This is a genomic window from Vibrio sp. MED222, assembly GCF_000153005.1.
Classification (GTDB): domain Bacteria; phylum Pseudomonadota; class Gammaproteobacteria; order Enterobacterales; family Vibrionaceae; genus Vibrio; species Vibrio tasmaniensis_A.
The window spans coordinates 283,689-305,543 of sequence record NZ_CH902610.1 but is presented as its reverse complement, the minus strand read 5'-3'; the positions used below and the strand labels follow the sequence as shown (position 1 = coordinate 305,543).

Sequence of the window (21,855 nt, the reverse complement as noted above, 5' to 3'; positions counted from 1 at the left end):
GGCTACTTAGCTCAGTTGGTTAGAGCACATCACTCATAATGATGGGGTCGCAGGTTCGAATCCCGCAGTAGCCACCATTTCCTAAGCACTCTGTTTGTTATTAAACGTATGTCTTTTGACAACAAAGAGTTTTTAGGAAATAAAGCGGTCGTGGCGGAATTGGTAGACGCACCAGATTTAGGTTCTGGCGCCGAGAGGTGTGAGAGTTCAAGTCTCTCCGACCGCACCATATTGAGATGTCTTAATTGACATCATTGTTGGGCTATCGCCAAGCGGTAAGGCACTGGCTTTTGATGCCAGCATTCCCTGGTTCGAATCCAGGTAGCCCAGCCACAATTTAAAGTGTAATTATCTTTAAAAAGATAATGGCATTGGAAGCGAGATTATATTATATTACTTCGCTCTCAGATGGCTACTTAGCTCAGTTGGTTAGAGCACATCACTCATAATGATGGGGTCGCAGGTTCGAATCCCGCAGTAGCCACCATTCTTTCTTTATGAAAGAAAAAGTACAAACAACGTTATATTGAATCACCAATGTCGATATAACTATACTCTTCGCTAGAGTAAAAGCTTTGCTGCGGTCGTGGCGGAATTGGTAGACGCACCAGATTTAGGTTCTGGCGCCGAGAGGTGTGAGAGTTCAAGTCTCTCCGACCGCACCATTATTTAGATATCTTAAATGATATCCTGTTGGGCTATCGCCAAGCGGTAAGGCACTGGCTTTTGATGCCAGCATTCCCTGGTTCGAATCCAGGTAGCCCAGCCACTATTAAAACTCTTTGTTTTTTACTTAGCTTATTTTTAAGCTAGACAGCAAACCAAGAGCACAACGTTACATCGAATCACCAATGTCGATATAACTATAAAGATTTGCTGCGGTCGTGGCGGAATTGGTAGACGCACCAGATTTAGGTTCTGGCGCCGAGAGGTGTGAGAGTTCAAGTCTCTCCGACCGCACCATTATTTAGATATCTTAAATGATATCCTGTTGGGCTATCGCCAAGCGGTAAGGCACTGGCTTTTGATGCCAGCATTCCCTGGTTCGAATCCAGGTAGCCCAGCCACTATTAAAACTCTTTGTTTTTTACTTAGCTTATTTTTAAGCTAGATAGCAAACCAAGAGCACAACGTTACATCGAATCACCAATGTCGATATAACTATAAAGATTTGCTGCGGTCGTGGCGGAATTGGTAGACGCACCAGATTTAGGTTCTGGCGCCGAGAGGTGTGAGAGTTCAAGTCTCTCCGACCGCACCATTATTTAGATATCTTAAATGATATCCTGTTGGGCTATCGCCAAGCGGTAAGGCACTGGCTTTTGATGCCAGCATTCCCTGGTTCGAATCCAGGTAGCCCAGCCATTACAACGTTACTTAGACAAACCATAAGTCTTCTTAACTATATACTCTTCGCTAAGCTCTTTGCTTAGTTGAGAGGAAAGCTTTGCTGCGGTCGTGGCGGAATTGGTAGACGCACCAGATTTAGGTTCTGGCGCCGAAAGGTGTGAGAGTTCAAGTCTCTCCGACCGCACCATTATTTAGATATCTTAAATGATATCCTGTTGGGCTATCGCCAAGCGGTAAGGCACTGGCTTTTGATGCCAGCATTCCCTGGTTCGAATCCAGGTAGCCCAGCCATTACAACGTTACTTAGACAAACCATAAGTCTTCTTAACTATACTCTTCGCTAGAGTAAAAGCTTTGCTGCGGTCGTGGCGGAATTGGTAGACGCACCAGATTTAGGTTCTGGCGCCGAGAGGTGTGAGAGTTCAAGTCTCTCCGACCGCACCATTATTTAGATATCTTAAATGGTATCCTGTTGGGCTATCGCCAAGCGGTAAGGCACTGGCTTTTGATGCCAGCATTCCCTGGTTCGAATCCAGGTAGCCCAGCCACTATTAAAACTCTTTGTTTTTTACTTAGCTTATTTTTAAGCTAGATAGCAAACCAAGAGCACAACGTTATATTGAATCACCAATGTCGATATAACTATAAAGATTTGCTGCGGTCGTGGCGGAATTGGTAGACGCACCAGATTTAGGTTCTGGCGCCGAGAGGTGTGAGAGTTCAAGTCTCTCCGACCGCACCATTATTTCTCTTTAATTAGAGATAAAATAGTGAATACATAAAAATTCATTATTGGCTACTTAGCTCAGTTGGTTAGAGCACATCACTCATAATGATGGGGTCGCAGGTTCGAATCCCGCAGTAGCCACCATTCTTTCTTTATGAAAGAAAAAGTACAAACAACGTTATATTGAATCACCAATATCGATATAACTATAAAGATTTGCTGCGGTCGTGGCGGAATTGGTAGACGCACCAGATTTAGGTTCTGGCGCCGAGAGGTGTGAGAGTTCAAGTCTCTCCGACCGCACCATTATTTCTCTTTAATTAGAGATAAAATAGTGAATACATAAAAATTCATTATTGGCTACTTAGCTCAGTTGGTTAGAGCACATCACTCATAATGATGGGGTCGCAGGTTCGAATCCCGCAGTAGCCACCATTCTTTCTTTATGAAAGAAAAAGTACAAACAACGTTATATTGAATCACCAATATCGATATAACTATAAAGATTTGCTGCGGTCGTGGCGGAATTGGTAGACGCACCAGATTTAGGTTCTGGCGCCGAGAGGTGTGAGAGTTCAAGTCTCTCCGACCGCACCATCATTGAATAGAACCCAGCTTTTTAGCTGGGTTTTGTTTTATCTGGAATATGTAAATCTGCAAGCCAAGTCACCAAGTATTCTCTCCTATAACCTCACTTTTACTACGATTTTATTAGACAATGTCTGCTCCATTTCCTAACTGAGTATGACTGCCTATGAAAACCCTCCCTTTAACGATCGGTTGCTACACAGATTCTCCAAGTAATAGCCAAGGTGTATATCAAACTCAGTTAGATCTAGAAACGGGAACGCTGTTGCCTTTAGAGCTTATAGCGGCCTGTACAAATCCTTCGTTTGTCACCACGACAAAGCTAGGGATCTATACAGCTTCTGAAGTTGACCAAAAGATGCAACCGCAACTGATTCATATACCGAATTCTGATTCAACAATAGCGTCAAATACTAGACTAATTTCAGGAGATCACCCTTGTCATATCACGGTAGATCCCCACAATAAGTTTGCTATTACATCGCAATATTCATCAGGGGCATTCGATATCTTTAGTTTAAGTATCAATGGCAATATCGATAAACGGCTCAAAACACTCAAAATGGTTGGTTCTGGACCTAATGCAGAAAGACAAACAGGCCCACATGCACATCAAAGCCTTTTCCTAAAGAACTCTCCGCAGTTTGTCACCGTCGATCTCGGAGCCGATCGAATCAACTTCTATTGCTTTGACGAAGAGCAAGAAGAGTTCCTTGATGAACCAATGCAATCTATCAAAGTGCGGGCAGGGAATGGACCTCGTCACTTAATCTTTAACCAAGCCGAAGATAGAGCCTATGTGGTGTGTGAGCTCTCTGAAACGATATTGATTTTGGAAAAGTCTTTAGGGGTGTGGAGTATTGTGGAAGAGGTTGATGCATTAGCAAATATGGATAAAGGAGAAGCAGCGGCTGCAATTAAGCTATCGCCAGATGAGCAATTCCTTTATGTGTCTTGCCGACATCAATCCAGAATCAGTTGTTTTAGAATAGACTCCGTCACTCAAAAGCTCATTTTTATGGATAGTTACGATGTTGAAGGCAAGTTCCCTCGCGACTTTCATATCACTAATGACGGACAATGGCTTATCGCCGCAAACCAGCATTCCAACAACCTCACATCATTCAAACGAGATATTGAAGATGGCTCCCTCACCTATACTGGATGCTCTTTAGCCATTGATGCACCTGTTTGTGTGACGCAATAGCACTAAGCACTATCATGAAATCAAAAAAGGAGAGCCTCAGCTCTCCTTCTTTTATAACTAGATAACTTGGAGTAACCAATCACAACCCTAAAGCGTACTTAAGCACCTGTGATTTAATCGGCCCTGAGTTTTCTGCTAGCTTTAGTGCTGCATTTCGCACAAACTTAAGTGGGCCAATGTCATTGCTAAACGTTTTGTAGAAAAAGTCCATGCCACTTTGCATCATTAGATTGTCACCTCTTCTGATCACTTCATAGCGTCTCGCCACAGATTGATTCAATTCGCCTTTCTCTTGGGTGATATCCAATAGTGCTGCCACATCTTTAAAACCCAAGTTAACACCCTGCCCTGCTAGAGGGTTAATCGTATGTGCAGAGTCCCCGACTAAAATACAGTTATTCTTTGAGTATGATTGAGCATGACGTCGTGTCAGAGGAAAAGAACCCGAGTTCAAAACTTTGATATCACCTAACTCTTTAGGAAAGTGAGTAAGTACTTCATTACGTAGTTTTTCAGGGGGCATTGCTGACAATTGCTTAATACGCAGTGGAGAATCATACCAAACTAACGAGCCCTGCCCGACTTCTTGATCGTCAGAGACTAGAGAACACAAAGGCAAAAATGAACGAGGACCACTTGGTAAAAATTGCTGCCAAGTAATATCTTGCTGAGGCTGTTCTGTTTCTACGTTGATAAGCATGCAGTGCTGTCGGTAATCCCAAGCCGTAATACCAATCCCTGCTTGCTGACGGACGGCTGAATTTGCGCCATCAGCGCCAACCACCCACTTCGCGGACAACTGAGTACCCGACTGAAGCTTGACTATATTGGTCTCACCAAACTCAATCTCATCGAGCTTTTCTGGACATAACAGTTCGAGATTGTCGTAGGCATCAAACTGAGCCCATAAACCCAATTGGATTAATCGATTCTCAACGATATAGCCCAAACGAGGAAGGTCCAGTGATGCTGCATCAAACCGAGTACGACACTCTGGATGTTCCCAAGTTTCCAATCGCTTGTAAGAACAGACGCGCATCGCTGCAATACTTTGCCATGCACCAAGATCTTCAAGCAAATCGACCGATGCTTGAGAAATCGCTGACACACGAATGTCCATCGCTTGCGACTCATCAAAAGCTTGTGGGGCAAAACCTTCGATCACCGCAACACTCAGACCTTGCTTTGCAAAACCGATTGCTGTTGCTGCACCAACCATGCCGCCACCGACGACTACAATATCGTAACTGTTCATATTTTGTACTTATCAGTTTGATTCTTTGACTGTTTTTGATTGTACTTTTTCATAACGAACTTGTAACCAAAAACCTTATTCGAAAGAAGGGTTATCCCTTATGGCATATGGCGTTAACGATAATAAAAACCACTACATAAGAGATTTGTTCAGACTACTAGTCAGTCGGTTTTGAAACCAGTACAATACGCCGCTTGCCGCTAGAGCCTGTCATAAAATTGAATACCGAATTATGACGAACGGAGCTAGCGGATGAATAATGGGCGATTTGCTCCCTTAAATTAAACTAACGATCGAGCGAACATATAATGAGTAAGAAACTGCTAATTAAAACTTGGGGCTGTCAGATGAATGAATATGATTCATCAAAAATGGCCGACCTGCTTAACGCTGCAAATGGCTATGAGCTAACTGAAGTACCTGAGGAAGCAGACGTACTACTATTGAATACTTGTTCTATCCGCGAAAAAGCGCAAGAAAAAGTATTCCACCAGCTTGGTCGTTGGAAAACGCTTAAAGATAAAAAAGAAGGTGTGGTGATCGGTGTGGGTGGCTGTGTAGCGACTCAAGAAGGTGATCACATTCGTCAACGTGCACCTTATGTAGACGTTATCTTTGGCCCACAAACATTACACCGTTTACCAGAGATGATTAAGTCATCACTGTCTAACGAAAAGCCAGTAATGGACATCTCTTTCCCAGAGATCGAAAAGTTCGATAACCTGCCAGAGCCAAAAGCAGACGGCGCAACAGCCTACGTTTCTATCATGGAAGGTTGTTCTAAGTACTGTACTTACTGCGTTGTTCCATATACTCGTGGCGAAGAAGTTAGTCGTCCAATGGATGATGTGCTATTCGAAGTTGCACAACTTGCAGAGCAAGGCGTACGTGAAGTAAACCTGCTAGGCCAAAACGTAAACGCATTCCGAGGCCCTACTCACGAAGGTGACATCTGCACATTTGCAGAGCTCCTTCGCCTAGTTGCGTCTATCGACGGTATCGACCGTATTCGTTTCACAACAAGCCACCCGCTTGAGTTTGGTGACGACATCATTGAAGTTTACAAAGATACCCCTGAACTAGTGAGCTTCCTTCACCTACCAGTACAAAGTGGTAGTGACCGTATTCTTACGATGATGAAGCGTCCACATACGGCTATCGAGTACAAATCTATTATCCGTAAACTGCGTAAAGCTCGTCCTGACATTCAAATCAGCTCTGACTTTATTGTTGGTTTCCCTGGTGAGTCTAAGCAAGACTTCCAAGATACAATGAAGCTAATTAAAGAAGTTGATTTCGATATGAGCTTCAGCTTTGTTTTCTCTCCACGTCCAGGTACGCCAGCGGCAGATTACCCATGTGATGTACCAGCACAAGAGAAAAAAGATCGTCTGTACGAACTGCAACAAACAGTAAACACACAAGCTATGCGTTTCTCTCGTCTAATGCTAGGTACAGAGCAGCGTATTCTTGTTGAAGGTCCATCAAGAAAGAATCTCATGGAACTGCGTGGCCGTACTGAAAACAGCCGTGTTGTGAACTTCGAAGGTTCTGCAGACCTAATCGGTCAGTTTGTAGATGTGAAGATCACTGAGGTTTACACTAACTCACTACGTGGTGAGCTAGTTCGCACAGAAAAAGACATGGGTCTACGCGTTGTAATGACTCCAGCAGAAATGATGGAAAAAACAAAACGTGAAGACGAGCTAGGTGTAGCGACATTTACGCCATAGGCAATACAACTGTTTGAGCACAAAGCGCAAACACAAAGCTTGAAATTACCTAACTAAGTGACCATCTTAGAAATAGGGATATCACCATCAAAAGCCCGGTCTAAATCGGGCTTTTTGCTCTTTTTTATATTTAAGAGTGAGTGGCACAAAATGAGAGGCTAATTTGAGCAATAAAATCGTTACCTTAGAGATAAATCTAGAGCCAGCAGATAACAAGCGCTTGGCAAGTTTATGCGGACCATTTGACGACAACATCAAGCATCTTGAGCGTCGTCTGGGCGTTGAGATTAATTACCGTAGCAACTTTTTCACGATTGTCGGTAAGCCTCACACTACAGCCGCAGCTTTAGACATCATCAAACACCTCTATGTTGAAACGGCTCCAGTTAAAGGCAACATAATCGATATCGAACCGGAGCAAGTGCATCTGGCGGTCACTGAGTCTGGTATTTTGGAGCAACACGTCGAGTCTGAAATCGACTACGGCAAAGAAGTGACCATTAAGACTAAAAAAGGCGTTATCAAACCTCGCACGCCAAACCAAGCACAATATCTAATGAACATGGTCACTCATGACATCACTTTTGGTATTGGACCTGCTGGTACTGGTAAAACGTACTTAGCTGTTGCGGCTGCGGTTGATGCACTTGAACGTCAAGAAGTTCGTCGAATCCTACTGACTCGTCCTGCTGTTGAAGCTGGTGAGAAGCTTGGTTTCCTACCGGGTGATTTAAGCCAAAAAGTAGACCCCTATTTGCGTCCGCTTTACGATGCACTGTTTGAAATGCTTGGCTTTGAGCGAGTTGAGAAGCTGATTGAACGTAACGTGATTGAAGTTGCTCCACTGGCTTACATGCGTGGTCGTACATTGAATGATGCGTTTATCATTCTTGATGAGAGCCAAAACACCACGGTAGAGCAGATGAAAATGTTCTTAACCCGTATCGGTTTTAACTCTCGCGCTGTGATCACAGGTGATATTACACAAATCGATTTACCTCGTGGTGCAAAATCAGGCCTACGTCATGCAACTGAAGTGCTCAGTGAAGTGGATGATATTAGCTTTAACTTCTTCATGTCTGAAGACGTCGTTCGTCACCCTGTGGTTGCTCGTATCGTTAATGCGTACGAGAAGTGGGAAGCCAAAGACCAAAAAGAGCGTAAAGAGTTTGAGGCTCGCAAACGAGAAGAACGAGAAGCCAAACTTCTTGAGGCTCAGCAAGCTGTTACGACACAATTAGCAACACAAAATAGTTCTGTCATTGCAGAGCAAGGTGATAAATAGATGTCTATTGAACTAGACCTGCAATTAGCAGTCGAAAATGAGCAAGGTCTTCCAACTGAGCAAGATATTCAACTTTGGTTAGACAAGACAATTCCTCAGTTTCAAGAGAGTGCCGAGTTGACGGTTCGTATTGTTGATACACAAGAAAGCCACCAGCTCAATCATGACTATCGTGGAAAAGATAAGCCAACTAACGTGCTGTCTTTCCCATTTGAAGCACCACCAGGAGTGGAATTAGATCTACTGGGTGACCTCATTATTTGCCGCCAAGTTGTCGAAAAAGAAGCAGAAGAGCAAAGTAAGCCTCTGCTAGCACACTGGGCTCATATGGTTGTACATGGCAGTCTGCATCTGCTAGGTTATGATCATATCGAAGATGATGAAGCTGAAGAGATGGAGTCACTCGAAACAGAAATCATGCAAACTATGGGGTTTGAAGACCCGTATATTCTAGAAAAGTAAATCGATTCTAGTAAAGTAGGTTGCAGAGAAACAATAACTCATCGAACCTGTGATTTTCGCAGGAATCTGAGTTGTAACGTGTGCTATCACACTTCTGATAGCGTTATTTTTTGAGAAATCATGAACGAAGGTAACCCCCCCACTTCTGAGGGAAGTAAAAAATCTGAAGGTCCGAGTAGAAAGTCCTTCTTTGAACGCCTAGGCCAACTATTTCAAGGTGAAGTTAAAGATCGCCAAGAGCTCGTAGATGTAATCCGCGACTCAGAAATTAATGACCTAATTGACCACGACACGCGCGACATGCTCGAGGGTGTAATGGAAATTTCAGAGATGCGAGTACGCGACATCATGCTGCCTCGCTCTCAAATGGTTACAGTTGAACGCACCGATGATTTAGATACATTGATTGCGCTTATTACTGATGCTCAACACTCTCGCTACCCAGTGATCAGTGAAGATAAAGACCATGTTGAAGGCATTCTATTAGCGAAGGACCTACTTAAGTATTTGGGTTCAGAAAGTGCCCCATTTGATATCGAACAAGTGATTCGCCCTGTCGTGGTTGTTCCTGAAAGTAAGCGTGTTGATCGCCTACTCAAAGAGTTCCAAGAAGAGCGCTACCACATGTCTATCGTTGTCGATGAGTTTGGCGGAGTTTCTGGCCTGGTAACCATTGAAGATATCCTCGAAGAAATCGTTGGTGAAATTGAAGACGAGTTCGACGATGAAGAAGAGCTAGATATTCGTAAGCTGAGTAAGCATACTTTCTCTGTTAAAGCTTTAACCACTATTGAAGAGTTCAACGATACGTTTGGAACTGCCTTTAGTGACGATGAAGTGGATACGGTAGGCGGCATGGTTATGACAGCACTCGGTCACCTGCCGGTTCGTGGCGAAATTGTAGAGATTGAAAACTACCATTTCAAAATAACATCAGCAGATAACCGTCGTGTGATTCAGTTACAGGTAACCATTCCTGACGAACAGCCTCTTCCTACTATCGAAGAATAACAACTTCTCTCTAAAGAGATAACAGAAATTAGATGACTAAGACCTTTATTCATCGCCTATTACGGCCGCTAGCGGCCGTTTTTGTTGGCGCTATAACCACCCTTTCATTCGCTCCATACTCTATATGGCCTCTTGCTATTCTCAGCCCAGCTTTGTTGCTGTTACTGATCCACAACCGTTCTCCTAAAAGTGCGCTTTGGATTGGCTACGGATGGGGTTTAGGCCAATTCGCAACAGGTATCAGCTGGGTATACGTCAGCATCGATCATTTTGGCGGCATGCCACTGGCAGCCAACCTGTTTTTGATGGCTTTGCTCATTGGCTACCTAGCGGTTTATTCAGGCCTATTTACCTGGAGCTTAAACAAGTACTTCCCTGCTAATAACCTAAGCCGCTTTTTCCTCGCAGCTCCTGCATTGTGGTTAATCAGTGATTGGCTACGTGGCTGGGTAATGACGGGCTTTCCTTGGCTTTGGCTTGGCTACAGCCAAATCGATTCTCCACTAGGCTCGTTTGCACCGATTGGCGGTGTCGAGTTAATTACTCTGGCAGTCATTGTCTCTGCATCTGCACTCGCTTATATGGTTATCAATAAAGCATGGAGTGTTGGCATCATCCCTGCGATCGTATTCAGTGCAGGTTTTGGCATTCGAAATATCGATTGGGTGACACCGAACCCTGAAAAAACAACCTCAGTGGTATTGATTCAAGGCAATGTAGATCAAGACAGTAAATGGCTACCAAGCCACCGCTGGCCTACGATGATGAAGTACACAGATCTAAGTAGAGAAAACTGGGATGCCGATATCATCATTTGGCCTGAAGCCGCTATTCCAGCATTCGAAGTTGAAATTCCATCTTTCTTACGTAACTTAGATAGCGCAGCGAAGATGAACAACAGCTCAATCATCACTGGCGTACTCAATCAGTCTGAAGATAAGAAGTACTACAACAGCGTTCTTTCTCTAGGTGTCAATCCATACGGTGAATACAGCTACGATCCAGACGAACGCTACCATAAACATCACCTATTGCCATTTGGTGAGTTTGTGCCGTTTGAAAATATCTTGCGCCCATTGGCACCGTTCTTCAACTTGCCGATGTCATCATTTAGCCGTGGCGATTTTGTTCAACCAAACATCGTGGCAAATGGCCGTCACTTAGCACCTGCGTTGTGTTATGAGATCGTCTTTAATGATCAAGTTAGACAAAGCGTGACTGATGAGACGGACTTTATTTTAACGCTCTCTAACGATGCGTGGTTTGGTCGTTCGATTGGTCCACTGCAACATATGGAAATCGCACAGATGCGTGCTCTGGAGCTTGGTAAGCCAGTTATTCGCTCGACCAACAATGGTGTGACGGCAGTAACCGATTACAAAGGCAACATCATCAAGCAAATACCTCAGTTTGAAACGGCCGTATTAAAAGCTGAACTCATTTCAACGGATGGTCAAACGCCTTATCACACAGTTGGTACTTGGCCACTGTACATCTGGGCGATGCTCAGCTTGGCGATGGGTTGGCTAATAAGAAAGCCAAAGAGCTAGATTCGAAGAAAAGTGATTAGAGGGTTGACTGGTTGGGTCAACCCTTTTTGATTGCTGCGGTTTAACATTGATATCGCTATAGTTCAGAAGTTTACGGTTTAAGGGCTTTACGACTAAACCCTTTAGAACCACATTTAATGCATGGAATGATATTGGTTGGGTGGTTATATTCGGTTTGATGGCCACACTCGTCACATACCAAGGTGCCTAACCCAATGACTTCACCCGCTTGATATAAGCCCTGATGTTCAAGATCTTGGAACAACTCAACCCATTCCACCTTAGTACGATCAGTAATATCCAACAGCCCTTGCCAAATAGAGTCTGCAATCATTAAATAAAACGGACCACTTTTGCTCTCTTCATAGCTTTCGGAAAACTCTTTTAAATCCGATTTTACGTAAGCGGAAATCAACGACAGCTCGTCTTTGGTCATGTCGTTGGCTGCTTTCGCATACTTACCTGACGTTTCTATTTTGTTGTTAAGCTCTTCAGGACTATGCTTCAGCGTTTCTATCACCTCTTCGACGACTTCTTCATAGAGTGCTTTTTTCTTCGGCATAACAACCTCCTTAAGATAACCAACCTTGAAACGAGCAAACGGATGCGCCGCAATGCACTCCCGCTCACAAACAAATGCAATTCATACTCTTAAGTATAGTTGCCCTGCGAAATTCAGTGAAAATTACACAATCTACTAGGCAGCAACTGCAAGTATGAAGGGTATAACTATTGTTGTACTCAGCTCCTTTAGGTATTCTATGACGATCTGTAAGATTCTGTTCTAACCGAACTCACAAATTCCAAGATAACCGGATACCATCGATGCAAGAACAATATAACCCGCAAGAGATTGAACAAAAGGTTCAACAACACTGGGATAACAGCGAAACTTTCGTTGTAAGTGAAGACCCAAACAAAGAAAAATTCTACTGTCTTTCTATGTTCCCTTACCCAAGTGGCCGACTGCACATGGGTCACGTGCGTAACTACACCATCGGTGATGTGGTATCTCGTTTCCAACGTCTACAAGGCAAAAACGTAATGCAACCAATTGGTTGGGATGCATTCGGCCTACCTGCAGAAAACGCAGCTGTAAAAAACAACACAGCGCCTGCTCCGTGGACTTACGAAAACATCGAATACATGAAAAACCAGCTTAAACTTTTAGGCTTTGGTTACGACTGGAAACGTGAATTCGCAACGTGTACGCCTGAGTACTACCGTTGGGAGCAAGAGTTCTTCACTAAACTTTACGAACAAGGCCTAGTTTACAAGAAGACTTCTTCTGTTAACTGGTGTCCAAACGACCAAACTGTACTGGCAAACGAGCAAGTAGAAGACGGTTGCTGCTGGCGTTGTGATACTCCGGTAGAACAAAAGAAAATCCCACAGTGGTTCATTAAAATCACTGAGTACGCTCAAGAGCTACTAGACGATCTAGACAACCTTGAAGGTTGGCCTGAAATGGTTAAGACCATGCAGCGCAACTGGATCGGCCGCTCTGAAGGTGTTGAGCTATCTTTCGCTGTTAACGGTGAAGAAGCGCCATTAGAAGTGTACACAACACGTCCTGATACACTAATGGGTGTTTCTTATGTTGGTATCGCTGCAGGTCACCCACTTGCAGAGAAAGCATCAAAGAACAATCCTGAGCTTGCAGCATTCGTTGAAGAGTGTCGTAACACCAAAGTGGCTGAAGCAGAACTAGCAACGATGGAAAAGAAAGGTATGGATACTGGCCTAACGGCTATCCACCCTCTTAACGGTCGTGTTGTTCCTGTATACGTAGCAAACTTCGTTCTTATGGATTACGGCACAGGTGCGGTAATGGCGGTTCCTGCTCACGACCAACGTGACTACGAATTCGCAACTAAGTACGGCATCGATATCATCCCAGTGATCAAACCTGAAGATGGTTCTGATCTAGACGTGTCTGAAGCGGCTTACACTGAGAAAGGTGTACTGTTCGATTCTGGTGGATTCGATGGTCTTGCATTCCAAGAAGCATTCGATGCAATCGCTGCGAAGCTTGAAGCTGAAGGCAAAGGTAAGAAAACAGTAAACTTCCGTCTACGTGACTGGGGCGTTTCTCGTCAACGTTACTGGGGTGCTCCAATCCCAATGGTAACCACTGAAGACGGTGAAGTTCACCCAGTACCTGCAGACCAACTGCCAGTCATTCTTCCAGAAGACGTGGTAATGGATGGCGTTACTAGCCCAATCAAAGCTGACAAATCTTGGGCTGAAACAACATTCAATGGCGAACCTGCGCTACGTGAAACTGATACGTTCGATACGTTCATGGAATCATCATGGTACTACGCACGTTACTGTTCACCACAAGCTGATGACATTCTAGATCCAGAGAAAGCTAACTACTGGCTGCCAGTTGACCAATACGTTGGTGGTATTGAGCACGCTTGTATGCACCTGCTTTACTCTCGTTTCTTCCACAAGCTTCTACGTGATGCGGGTTACGTGACATCTGACGAACCATTCAAGCAACTTCTATGTCAAGGTATGGTTCTAGCTGACGCGTTCTACCACACCAACGAGAAAGGCACTAAAGAGTGGATTGCTCCAACTGACGTGACTATCGACCGTGACGCGAAAGGCCGCATTGAAAAAGCTGTCGACAACCAAGGCCGCAACGTTGAGCACTCAGGCATGATCAAAATGTCTAAGTCTAAGAACAACGGTATCGACCCACAAGAGATGGTAGACAAGTACGGCGCTGATACAGTACGCCTATTCATGATGTTTGCATCGCCTGCAGACATGACGCTTGAGTGGCAAGAGTCTGGCGTTGAAGGGGCAAACCGTTTCCTTAAGCGTGTTTGGAAACTGGTTCACACTCACTCTTCTAAAGGTGCAGCTGAAACTGTGGATGCTTCTGCTCTATCTGGTGGCCAGAAAGCACTTCGTCGTGATATCCACAAAACTATCGCGAAAGTAACGGACGATATCGGCCGTCGCCAAACGTTCAACACAGCAATCGCTGCAATCATGGAGCTGATGAACAAGCTAGCGAAAGCGCCTCAAGAGTCTGTACAAGATCGTGCAATTCTTGATGAAGCACTAAAAGCAGTTGTACGTATGCTTTACCCTATGACGCCACACATCTCTTACGAAATGTGGATTGCATTGGGTGAATCAAACGTAGACTCAGCAACATGGCCAACTTTCGATGAGAAAGCGCTAGTTGAAGACGAGAAGACTATCGTTGTAATGATCAACGGTAAGCTACGAGCAAAACTAACGGTTGCTGCTGACGCGACAGAAGAGCAAGTTCGTGAGCTTGGTCTAAATGATGAGAACGCTAAGAAGTTCCTAGATGGGTTAACTATCCGTAAAGTTATCTTCGTACCTGGTAAGCTTCTAAACATCGTTGCTAACTAATTTCGTTAGCACAGTGCAATTACTGAAGAATTAACGAACTTAATTCATCAAAAGCAGTCTGTAGACAGGGTAACTAATAGCCCTGTCTACTTATTTAAACGCTTTAGACTTGAGCCTAACAACTCAAGCGAACTAAAGCCTTTTAATAAGTATTCTACCTTCATGAGAGCCATCAAATAATGCGCCTGAATTCACTATCTTCATTGAAAGTTACTATTGTTGTTCTAACCGTTAGCCTACTGAGCGCCTGTGGTTTTCACCTGCGCGGTGATTACTCTGTGCCAGAAGAGCTCAACAAGATCTCTGTGACCAGTTACGACCAATACAGTACGTTTACACGCATGATGAGAAGCCAGTTGCGTATGAATAATGTGGAAATCGTGCCACCTGCTGAGAACACACCTAACCTTCACATCATTAGCGAAGGCGTCGGTGAGCGTACCCTGTCTCTTTACCAAAACACTCTAGCGGCAGAAAAAGAACTGACGCTTAATGCTTCATATCGTGTGACGATACCAGAGCTAGGCGACAAAACCTTCTCAACTAGCGTAACTCGAAGCTATTTAGATAACCCACTAACAGCGCTCGCAAAATCGGTTGAACGTGACATGATTGAAGATGAGATGCGCAAGTTGGCAACAAGCCAAATCCTTCGTCAAATGGCTCGATTGAAAGCAAATATTGCAGCCGACAGTATGGATCTACAAGCTCTAGAGAACGTTCAAGTGAAAGAGCTTGAGAAACAATACAACATCAAGAACATCGAAATTGACGACGTTGAGATCGACGCAAGTGCAGTACCTGATGCTGAGCCTAGCGTAACGGTTGAGCAATAGGTTTATTTAATGCGTATTTTTGCTGATCGTTTATCTGAGCAACTTGCTAAGCAGTTAAGTAACGTTTACCTAATTTTTGGTAACGAACCTTTACTGCTGCAGGAAAGCCGTGAAGCGATTCAAAAGACAGCCAAAGAGCAAGGCTTTGAAGAACGCCACCGCTTTGCTATTGATAGCAGTCTCGACTGGAATCAAGTCTACGACTGCACTCAAGCATTGAGCCTATTCTCTAGTCGTCAGCTCATCGAACTTGAATTGCCAGAGTCCGGGGTCAATGCCGCAATAGCAAAAGAGCTGCTCGCACTTTCAGAGCATATTCATAGCGACATCTTGTTGATCTTGGTGGGCACCAAGCTCACTAAGGCTCAAGAAAGCGCTAAGTGGTTTAAAGCACTCTCGAATCAAGGCCACTGGATCAGCTGCCTAACCCCAGACGTTAGCCGCTTACCTCAGTTTGTCCAAACACGCTGTCGTCAGATCGGCTTATCTCCGGATCCTGAAGCGATACAAATGTTGGCGCAATGGCATGAGGGTAATCTATTTGCGCTCACCCAAAGCCTAGAAAAACTGGCTCTCCAATACCCAGATGGAAAGCTCACATTAGTACGTTTAGAAGAATCGCTGAGTCGACACAACCATTTTACGCCATTCCATTGGAGTGATGCGTTATTAGCAGGCAAAGGCAACCGTGCACAGCGAATCCTGCGTCAGTTAGAAGCCGAAGGTGTCGAACCCGTTATCTTATTGCGCAGCATACAACGTGAGCTTGCTCTGCTATTACAAATGCAGCAACAAATGAAGCAGATGCCAATCGCGCAGGTATTTGAAAAGCACCGTATCTGGCAATCCAAAAAACCTCTTTATAACGCCGCGCTAACAAGAGTTTCGATATCTCAATTACACTCCCTGTTTGCGCTACTCACTCAAGTAGAATTGATGACAAAAACACAATATGAACAGTCGCCTTGGCCACTAATTCATCAGTTAAGCGTAGAGTTTTGTATCCCTTCAGCTTCAATCCCATTTCACGCATAAAAGCGTGGTATATTCTAGGGTCAACAGACCCTAAAAAGCTAAACTCAGATTAAAGGAACACCCCGTGTTACGTGAAGAACTAAAAGATTTTCTTGCAGACAAAGCCGACGACATGAAAGCAGAATCGATTGTGACTATCGATGTAGAAGGCAAATCAAGTGTTACTGACTACATGATTGTTTGTACTGGTACATCTAAGCGCCATGTTGCCTCTATTGCACAGCACGTTGCTGATGAAGTGCGCAAGGCTGGCATGAATCCCCTTGGCATGGACGGCCAAAAAGAAGGTGAATGGGTTGTTCTAGACATGGGCACAAGCATGCTTCACGTTATGCAAGAAGAGCATCGTGAGCTGTACCAACTAGAAAAACTTTGGGGCTAAGCTTTGAAGATCCAGTTAATCGCAGTTGGTACAAAAATGCCAAAGTGGGTTGAAGAAGGCTTTAAAGAATATAAACGCCGCTTCCCTCATGATATGCCATTAGAACTCATTGAAATCACTGCGGGAAAACGCGGGAAAAATGCCGATATTGCACGTATTCTTCAAAAAGAAGGCGAAGCAATGTTAGCTGCAGTTCCAAAAGGTAACCGCATTGTCACACTCGATATCCCAGGTAAAAAGTGGGATACGCCTCAACTCGCAGAGCAATTGGAAAGTTGGAAGCTGGATGGCCGTGACGTTTCTATCCTTATTGGCGGGCCCGAAGGATTAGCACCAGCATGTAAAGCGGCAGCAGACCAAAGCTGGTCTCTATCAGCACTTACTCTCCCTCACCCATTAGTACGCGTTATCATGGCTGAAAGCTTATATCGAGCTTGGAGCGTCACTGCTAACCACCCTTATCATCGAGAATAAGCGTTAATGTTACGTAAACGTAGCCAAATTCGTGATTACAAAGCAGAAGCACGACTATTTACTAGTCGTGCTTTTGTTGCGTTTGCAGGGATTATAGTGATGATGAGCTTGCTGGTTGTGAACCTTTACAACATCCAAGTTAATCAATATCAGGACTATAAAACCCGCTCCAACGACAACCGCATCAAGGTCGTTCCAATCGCACCCAATCGTGGTTTAATTTACGACCGCAACGGTGTACTTCTTGCAGAAAACCGGCCTGTTTTTAATCTGGAGATCACCCCAGAAAAAGTCAAAAACATGGAAGATACGCTTGTTCGTTTACAAGCGTTAATCGACATACCACCGGAGCGTATCGAACGTTTTAATCGTGATCGTCGTAATTCACGTCGCTTCAAATCAGTACCTATTCTTAATCAGCTTACCGAAGAACAAGTGGCGGTCTTTTCTGTAAATCAACATAAGTTCCCAGGCGTTGAAGTGACAGGGACGCTAAAACGTTTCTACCCTTATGGTGATGTGTTAACTCACGTGATTGGCTACGTATCTCGCATCAACGACCGTGATATGCAGCGCTTGGTTCGTGAAGAGAAAGACGCCAATTACCAAGCCACCCGCGATATCGGTAAACTCGGCATTGAGCGCTATTACGAAGACATGCTACACGGCACCGCTGGCTATCAAGAAGTCGAAGTAAACAGCCGTGGACGAGTGATCCGCACTCTTAAATTTGTACCTTCGGCTCCGGGGAAAGATATCGTGCTCAACTTGGATATCAAACTTCAGCTATACGTGCATAAACTGCTTGATGGACGTCGTGGTTCAGCCGTGGTTCTCGACCCGAAAGACAATGGCGTATTAGCCATGGTTTCCAGCCCAAGCTACGACCCAAATGCCTTTGTGCATGGTATTTCCTCGAAAGGTTATAATGCCCTGCTTCAAGACAAAGACCGACCTTTAGTTAACCGTGCAACGCTAGGAATTTATCCGCCAGCATCGACGATCAAACCCTTCATTGCCGTCGCAGCTCTGCAAGAAGGCGTAATTACTCCGAACACGACGCGTAATGACCCGGGCTATTGGAAGATTCCAAACTCAAAAACGAAGCCGTTCCGCGACTGGTTACGTTGGGGACACGGTGTCGTTGACATAGAGAAAGCCATTGAAGAATCGGTTGATACCTTCTTCTACCAAATTTCATTTGATTTAGGCATCGATCGCTTATCTAAATGGATGATGTTATTCGGTTTTGGTGATTACACTGGCATCGACATTTACGAAGAAAGCAAAGCGAATATGCCCACTCGCGAATGGAAAATGGCCAGACACCGTGTACCTTGGTATCAAGGTGACACCATCCCTGTCGGTATTGGCCAGGGCTACTGGACAGCAACACCAATGCAGATTGCAAAAGCGACTTCAGTATTGGTCAATGAAGGAGAGGTAACCGCTCCCCATTTACTACGCGCGACAATTGAGAACGGTCAACCGTTCGATGAACAAACGATATCTGAAATCGAAACGTACCCTCCGGTAACTGGTGTTAAGCAGAGATACTGGGATATCGCGCAAGAAGGCATGAGATTGGTAAACCACGGAAAGAAAGGCACAGCAAGACGCTCATTCCAAAAAATGTCTTATCAAACTGCTGGTAAATCAGGTACTGCACAAGTCTTCGGTCTAAAAGAAGATGAAGAATACAACGCAGATGAAATCGCAGAACATTTACGCGATCATGCCCTCTTCACCGGTTATGCGCCTTTTGAAAATCCTGAAGCGGTCGTAACTATCGTTTTGGAGAATGCCGGTGGTGGTTCATCAAATGGTGGCCCAGTTGTAAGAAGAATTTTAGACCATATTATTCTTGCAGAAGATTATGAAAGTGAGCCAATAAAATAATGAAACTTGATCCTTCAACTGGACGAAATAGAGCCCTATTTGAACGGCTGCATATCGACCTGCCGCTATTGCTTGGCATTCTGGTTTTAATGGGCTTTGCCCTATTGATTATGTACAGCGCAAGCGGACAGAGCCTTGCGATGATGGATCGCCAAGCGATGCGTATGGTGCTGTCTTTAGGTGTGATGATCTTTTTAGCGCAAATCTCGCCTCGTACTTATGAGACCTTGGCTCCACTACTGTTTGCGGGCGGCGTTATTCTACTACTCGGAGTGTTGTTCTTTGGCGAGGCCTCTAAAGGTGCACAGCGCTGGTTAAACTTCGGCTTTATTCGATTCCAACCCTCTGAACTATTGAAGCTTGCAGTACCTTTGATGCTGGCTCGATTTATTGGTAAGCGCTCGCTGCCACCCACTTTCCAAACTTTAGCTATCTCATTAGTGATGGTGTTTGTACCGACAATCCTTATCGCTAAACAGCCCGATTTAGGCACATCGATACTCATCGCAGCATCCGGTATCTTCGTGATATTCCTGGCAGGTATTAGTTGGAAGATCATTGCCAGTGCCGCGATTGCACTGGGTGGGTTTATTCCAATCTTATGGTTCTTCTTGATGCGTGAATATCAAAAAGTTCGTGTAAGAACCCTTTTTGACCCTGAATCAGATCCATTAGGCGCGGGCTATCACATCATCCAAAGTAAGATTGCAATTGGCTCTGGTGGTATATCAGGAAAAGGTTGGCTGCAAGGTACCCAATCTCAACTAGAGTTCATTCCAGAGCGCCATACCGACTTTATTTTTGCGGTCATCGCCGAAGAGTGGGGCATGATTGGTATTTTGTTTTTGCTCGCTATCTACCTGTTCATTATTGGCCGTGGCTTAGTGCTTGCAAGCCAAGCTCAAACAGCATTTGGTCGAATGATGGGCGGCAGTATCGTACTGAGTTTCTTCGTCTATATTTTCGTAAACATTGGTATGGTAAGCGGCATTCTACCTGTGGTGGGTGTCCCTCTACCTCTGGTCAGCTATGGCGGTACCTCTATGGTTACCCTTATGGCCGGTTTCGGTATTTTAATGTCAATCCATACACACAGAAAAGCATTCTCAAAGGCGACCTAATTGATGTCTGTTAAAGTAACTCCTATAAAAACATCTTTGGTTAATGAGCTGCCAATAAAAAAACTAGTATCTATAGTGAGCCTAGCCGTTGTTATAAACGGTTGTTCTTCGACAGAACCAACAGGACGCTACGATATAGATTCAGACATTGCACCAGACGCACCGATCTCAGTAGAGCATCTCGAGGATGCTCACCCTCAGTATGAACCTTATAGTTTAGGTGGTAACACGGATTACACTTTGCGTGGCGAAGACTACAAGATTGTAAAGAAGACAGAAGGGTTTACAGAGAAAGGTAAAGCCTCTTGGTACGGTAAGAAATTTCATGGCCATTTAACGTCGAATGGCGAGATCTACGACATGTATTCGATGTCTGCGGCACACAAAACATTGCCGATTCCGAGCTATGTAAAAGTGACAAATACCGATAATAACAAAACGACGATTGTGCGCATCAATGACCGAGGTCCATTTCATGAAGGGCGAATCATTGACCTTAGTTATGCCGCGGCATACAAACTCGATGTATTGAGAACAGGCACTGCAAATGTTGAGATAGAAGTCATCACTGTGGCTATGCCAACCGACGCAAATAAAAAGGCGGCTTTACCTCAATTTATTATTCAAGTAGCCACTTCTCCACATGAAGATAGAACCGAGAAGTTAGCCAAAGATCTAGGCGAAAAGTTAGCTGTAGCAACGTTCTTGCAGCCAAATGATGATAACTACCGCCTGATGCTTGGCCCATTTCATGACTATGCTCTGACTCAAGAAAAATTAGAACAAGTTAAGCTAATGGGTTACCCGTCAGCTTATATAAAAAAACACACGCTAACTCGCTAATTTATCTAACAGTTACTTCTGGTAATCAGCGCTCTGGTGTGACAGAGTGATTCTGTTAATATATGAATAGTTCACCTAATAATTGCATTCAAAATGATTAAATCTAATAAACTTGTTAAATCGATCTTTGCTACTTCAGTTGCACTTTCTGCAACGATAGCAACATCGTCATTCGCCGCTCCTATTATTGTTCCTGACGCTCCTCAAATCGCTGCTAAGGGATTTGTTCTGATGGATTACCATTCAGGCAAAGTACTCGCAGAGAAAGAGATGAACACTCAACTTTCTCCAGCAAGTTTAACCAAGATGATGACGAGCTACGTAGTCGGCCAAGAGCTAGAGCGTGGCAACATCAACCTAAACGACGATGTTGTTATCAGTGAAAATGCTTGGGCTAAAAACTTCCCTGATTCATCTAAGATGTTCATTGAAGTTGGTACAACCGTTAAAGTTGAAGAGCTGAACCGCGGTATCATTATTCAATCAGGTAACGATGCTTGTGTTGCGATGGCTGAACATATTGCCGGCTCTGAAGATGCATTTGTTGACTTAATGAACGCATGGGCGAGCTCTATCGGAATGAAAGACACGCACTTTGCTAACGTGCACGGTCTAGACAACCCTAACCTTTACTCAACGCCTTACGATATGGCGCTACTAGGTCAGGCGCTGATTCGCGACGTTCCTGATGAGTA

At 44.4% G+C, this 21,855-nt stretch carries 17 protein-coding genes and 19 tRNA genes; 34 read left to right on the top strand and 2 right to left on the bottom strand.

All coding sequences use genetic code 11. From position 1 onward, the window contains the following. The 20 genes from MED222_RS03115 to MED222_RS03210 all read left to right on the top strand — a co-directional run bounded on the left by MED222_RS03115 (position 1) and on the right by MED222_RS03210 (position 3,872). Positions 1-77: transfer RNA gene (locus MED222_RS03115), tRNA-Met, on the top strand. Between the two features lie 67 nt (positions 78-144). After that, positions 145-229: transfer RNA gene (locus MED222_RS03120), tRNA-Leu, on the top strand. A 29-nt stretch (positions 230-258) separates the two neighbouring features. Continuing rightward, positions 259-333, top strand: a tRNA-Gln gene (locus MED222_RS03125). A 77-nt stretch (positions 334-410) separates the two neighbouring features. Beyond that, positions 411-487: transfer RNA gene (locus MED222_RS03130), tRNA-Met, on the top strand. Between the two features lie 93 nt (positions 488-580). Next, positions 581-665, top strand: a tRNA-Leu gene (locus tag MED222_RS03135). Between the two features lie 29 nt (positions 666-694). Further along, a tRNA-Gln gene (locus tag MED222_RS03140) sits at positions 695-769 on the top strand. Positions 770-878: 109 nt separating this feature from the next. Then, a tRNA-Leu gene (locus MED222_RS03145) sits at positions 879-963 on the top strand. A gap of 29 nt (positions 964-992) precedes the next feature. Beyond that, positions 993-1,067: transfer RNA gene (locus tag MED222_RS03150), tRNA-Gln, on the top strand. 109 nt (positions 1,068-1,176) lie between these two features. Next, positions 1,177-1,261 (top strand) — tRNA-Leu (locus MED222_RS03155). Between the two features lie 29 nt (positions 1,262-1,290). Next, positions 1,291-1,365: transfer RNA gene (locus tag MED222_RS03160), tRNA-Gln, on the top strand. 87 nt (positions 1,366-1,452) lie between these two features. After that, positions 1,453-1,537: transfer RNA gene (locus MED222_RS03165), tRNA-Leu, on the top strand. 29 nt (positions 1,538-1,566) lie between these two features. Then, a tRNA-Gln gene (locus MED222_RS03170) sits at positions 1,567-1,641 on the top strand. A gap of 68 nt (positions 1,642-1,709) precedes the next feature. Next, positions 1,710-1,794: transfer RNA gene (locus MED222_RS03175), tRNA-Leu, on the top strand. A 29-nt stretch (positions 1,795-1,823) separates the two neighbouring features. Continuing rightward, positions 1,824-1,898 (top strand) — tRNA-Gln (locus MED222_RS03180). 109 nt (positions 1,899-2,007) lie between these two features. Next, positions 2,008-2,092 (top strand) — tRNA-Leu (locus tag MED222_RS03185). A 52-nt stretch (positions 2,093-2,144) separates the two neighbouring features. Further along, positions 2,145-2,221 (top strand) — tRNA-Met (locus MED222_RS03190). Between the two features lie 77 nt (positions 2,222-2,298). Further along, positions 2,299-2,383: transfer RNA gene (locus MED222_RS03195), tRNA-Leu, on the top strand. Between the two features lie 52 nt (positions 2,384-2,435). Next, positions 2,436-2,512: transfer RNA gene (locus tag MED222_RS03200), tRNA-Met, on the top strand. A gap of 77 nt (positions 2,513-2,589) precedes the next feature. Further along, positions 2,590-2,674, top strand: a tRNA-Leu gene (locus MED222_RS03205). 157 nt (positions 2,675-2,831) lie between these two features. Beyond that, complete coding sequence (locus MED222_RS03210) at positions 2,832-3,872, top strand: lactonase family protein (protein WP_009848486.1); 1,041 nt, start codon at positions 2,832-2,834, stop codon at positions 3,870-3,872. Between the two features lie 79 nt (positions 3,873-3,951). Here MED222_RS03210 and MED222_RS03215 read toward each other — a convergent pair whose 3' ends face one another. Beyond that, a complete protein-coding gene (locus tag MED222_RS03215; RefSeq protein ID WP_009848485.1) occupies positions 3,952-5,127 on the bottom strand; it encodes a 2-octaprenyl-3-methyl-6-methoxy-1,4-benzoquinol hydroxylase in 1,176 nt (391 codons plus the stop codon). 308 nt (positions 5,128-5,435) lie between these two features. Here MED222_RS03215 and miaB point away from each other — a divergent pair, with 308 nt between their 5' ends. The 5 genes from miaB (at position 5,436) to lnt (ending at position 11,168) form a co-directional block, all read left to right on the top strand. Continuing rightward, the gene (gene miaB / locus MED222_RS03220) at positions 5,436-6,860 is read left to right on the top strand and encodes a tRNA (N6-isopentenyl adenosine(37)-C2)-methylthiotransferase MiaB (protein WP_009848484.1); all 1,425 of its coding nucleotides are present in this window, start codon (positions 5,436-5,438) and stop codon (positions 6,858-6,860) included. 163 nt (positions 6,861-7,023) lie between these two features. Further along, positions 7,024-8,145: a PhoH family protein gene (locus MED222_RS03225; RefSeq protein ID WP_009848483.1), complete on the top strand. Its 1,122-nt coding sequence runs from the start codon at positions 7,024-7,026 to the stop codon at positions 8,143-8,145. Then, positions 8,146-8,607: an rRNA maturation RNase YbeY gene (gene ybeY, locus MED222_RS03230; protein WP_009848482.1), complete on the top strand. Its 462-nt coding sequence runs from the start codon at positions 8,146-8,148 to the stop codon at positions 8,605-8,607. A gap of 120 nt (positions 8,608-8,727) precedes the next feature. Continuing rightward, positions 8,728-9,618, top strand: coding sequence for a CNNM family magnesium/cobalt transport protein CorC (corC, locus tag MED222_RS03235; protein ID WP_009848481.1), 891 nt, complete (start codon positions 8,728-8,730; stop codon positions 9,616-9,618). Positions 9,619-9,650: 32 nt separating this feature from the next. Then, the gene (gene lnt, locus MED222_RS03240; RefSeq protein ID WP_009848480.1) at positions 9,651-11,168 is read left to right on the top strand and encodes an apolipoprotein N-acyltransferase; all 1,518 of its coding nucleotides are present in this window, start codon (positions 9,651-9,653) and stop codon (positions 11,166-11,168) included. 91 nt (positions 11,169-11,259) lie between these two features. Here lnt and MED222_RS03245 read toward each other — a convergent pair whose 3' ends face one another. Beyond that, the gene (locus MED222_RS03245) at positions 11,260-11,730 is read right to left on the bottom strand and encodes a zinc ribbon-containing protein (RefSeq protein WP_009848479.1); all 471 of its coding nucleotides are present in this window, start codon (positions 11,728-11,730) and stop codon (positions 11,260-11,262) included. 263 nt (positions 11,731-11,993) lie between these two features. On the opposite strand from MED222_RS03245, the gene leuS reads away from it, so the two are divergent. From leuS to MED222_RS03290, 9 genes are all read left to right on the top strand, one after another. Then, positions 11,994-14,570, top strand: coding sequence for a leucine--tRNA ligase (leuS, locus tag MED222_RS03250; protein ID WP_009848478.1), 2,577 nt, complete (start codon positions 11,994-11,996; stop codon positions 14,568-14,570). A gap of 179 nt (positions 14,571-14,749) precedes the next feature. Beyond that, a complete protein-coding gene (locus MED222_RS03255; protein WP_009848477.1) occupies positions 14,750-15,406 on the top strand; it encodes an LPS-assembly lipoprotein LptE in 657 nt (218 codons plus the stop codon). A 9-nt stretch (positions 15,407-15,415) separates the two neighbouring features. Further along, positions 15,416-16,441, top strand: a complete 1,026-nt coding sequence (holA, locus tag MED222_RS03260; RefSeq protein WP_009848476.1) for a DNA polymerase III subunit delta — start codon at positions 15,416-15,418, stop codon at positions 16,439-16,441. 64 nt (positions 16,442-16,505) lie between these two features. Then, the gene (rsfS, locus tag MED222_RS03265) at positions 16,506-16,823 is read left to right on the top strand and encodes a ribosome silencing factor (protein ID WP_009848475.1); all 318 of its coding nucleotides are present in this window, start codon (positions 16,506-16,508) and stop codon (positions 16,821-16,823) included. Positions 16,824-16,826: 3 nt separating this feature from the next. Continuing rightward, positions 16,827-17,297 carry a 23S rRNA (pseudouridine(1915)-N(3))-methyltransferase RlmH gene (gene rlmH / locus MED222_RS03270; protein WP_009848474.1) on the top strand — a complete coding sequence of 157 codons (471 nt, stop codon included), beginning with the start codon at positions 16,827-16,829 and terminating at the stop codon, positions 17,295-17,297. 6 nt (positions 17,298-17,303) lie between these two features. After that, positions 17,304-19,196 carry a penicillin-binding protein 2 gene (gene mrdA / locus MED222_RS03275; RefSeq protein ID WP_009848473.1) on the top strand — a complete coding sequence of 631 codons (1,893 nt, stop codon included), beginning with the start codon at positions 17,304-17,306 and terminating at the stop codon, positions 19,194-19,196. Then, positions 19,196-20,317: a rod shape-determining protein RodA gene (rodA, locus tag MED222_RS03280; protein WP_009848472.1), complete on the top strand. Its 1,122-nt coding sequence runs from the start codon at positions 19,196-19,198 to the stop codon at positions 20,315-20,317. The genes mrdA and rodA overlap by 1 nt, the downstream gene beginning before the upstream one ends. Positions 20,318-20,320: 3 nt before the next feature. Further along, positions 20,321-21,160, top strand: a complete 840-nt coding sequence (locus tag MED222_RS03285) for a septal ring lytic transglycosylase RlpA family protein (protein ID WP_009848471.1) — start codon at positions 20,321-20,323, stop codon at positions 21,158-21,160. 93 nt (positions 21,161-21,253) lie between these two features. After that, the coding region (locus MED222_RS03290) for a D-alanyl-D-alanine carboxypeptidase family protein (protein ID WP_009848470.1) at positions 21,254-21,855 on the top strand (602 nt) is incomplete at its 3' end.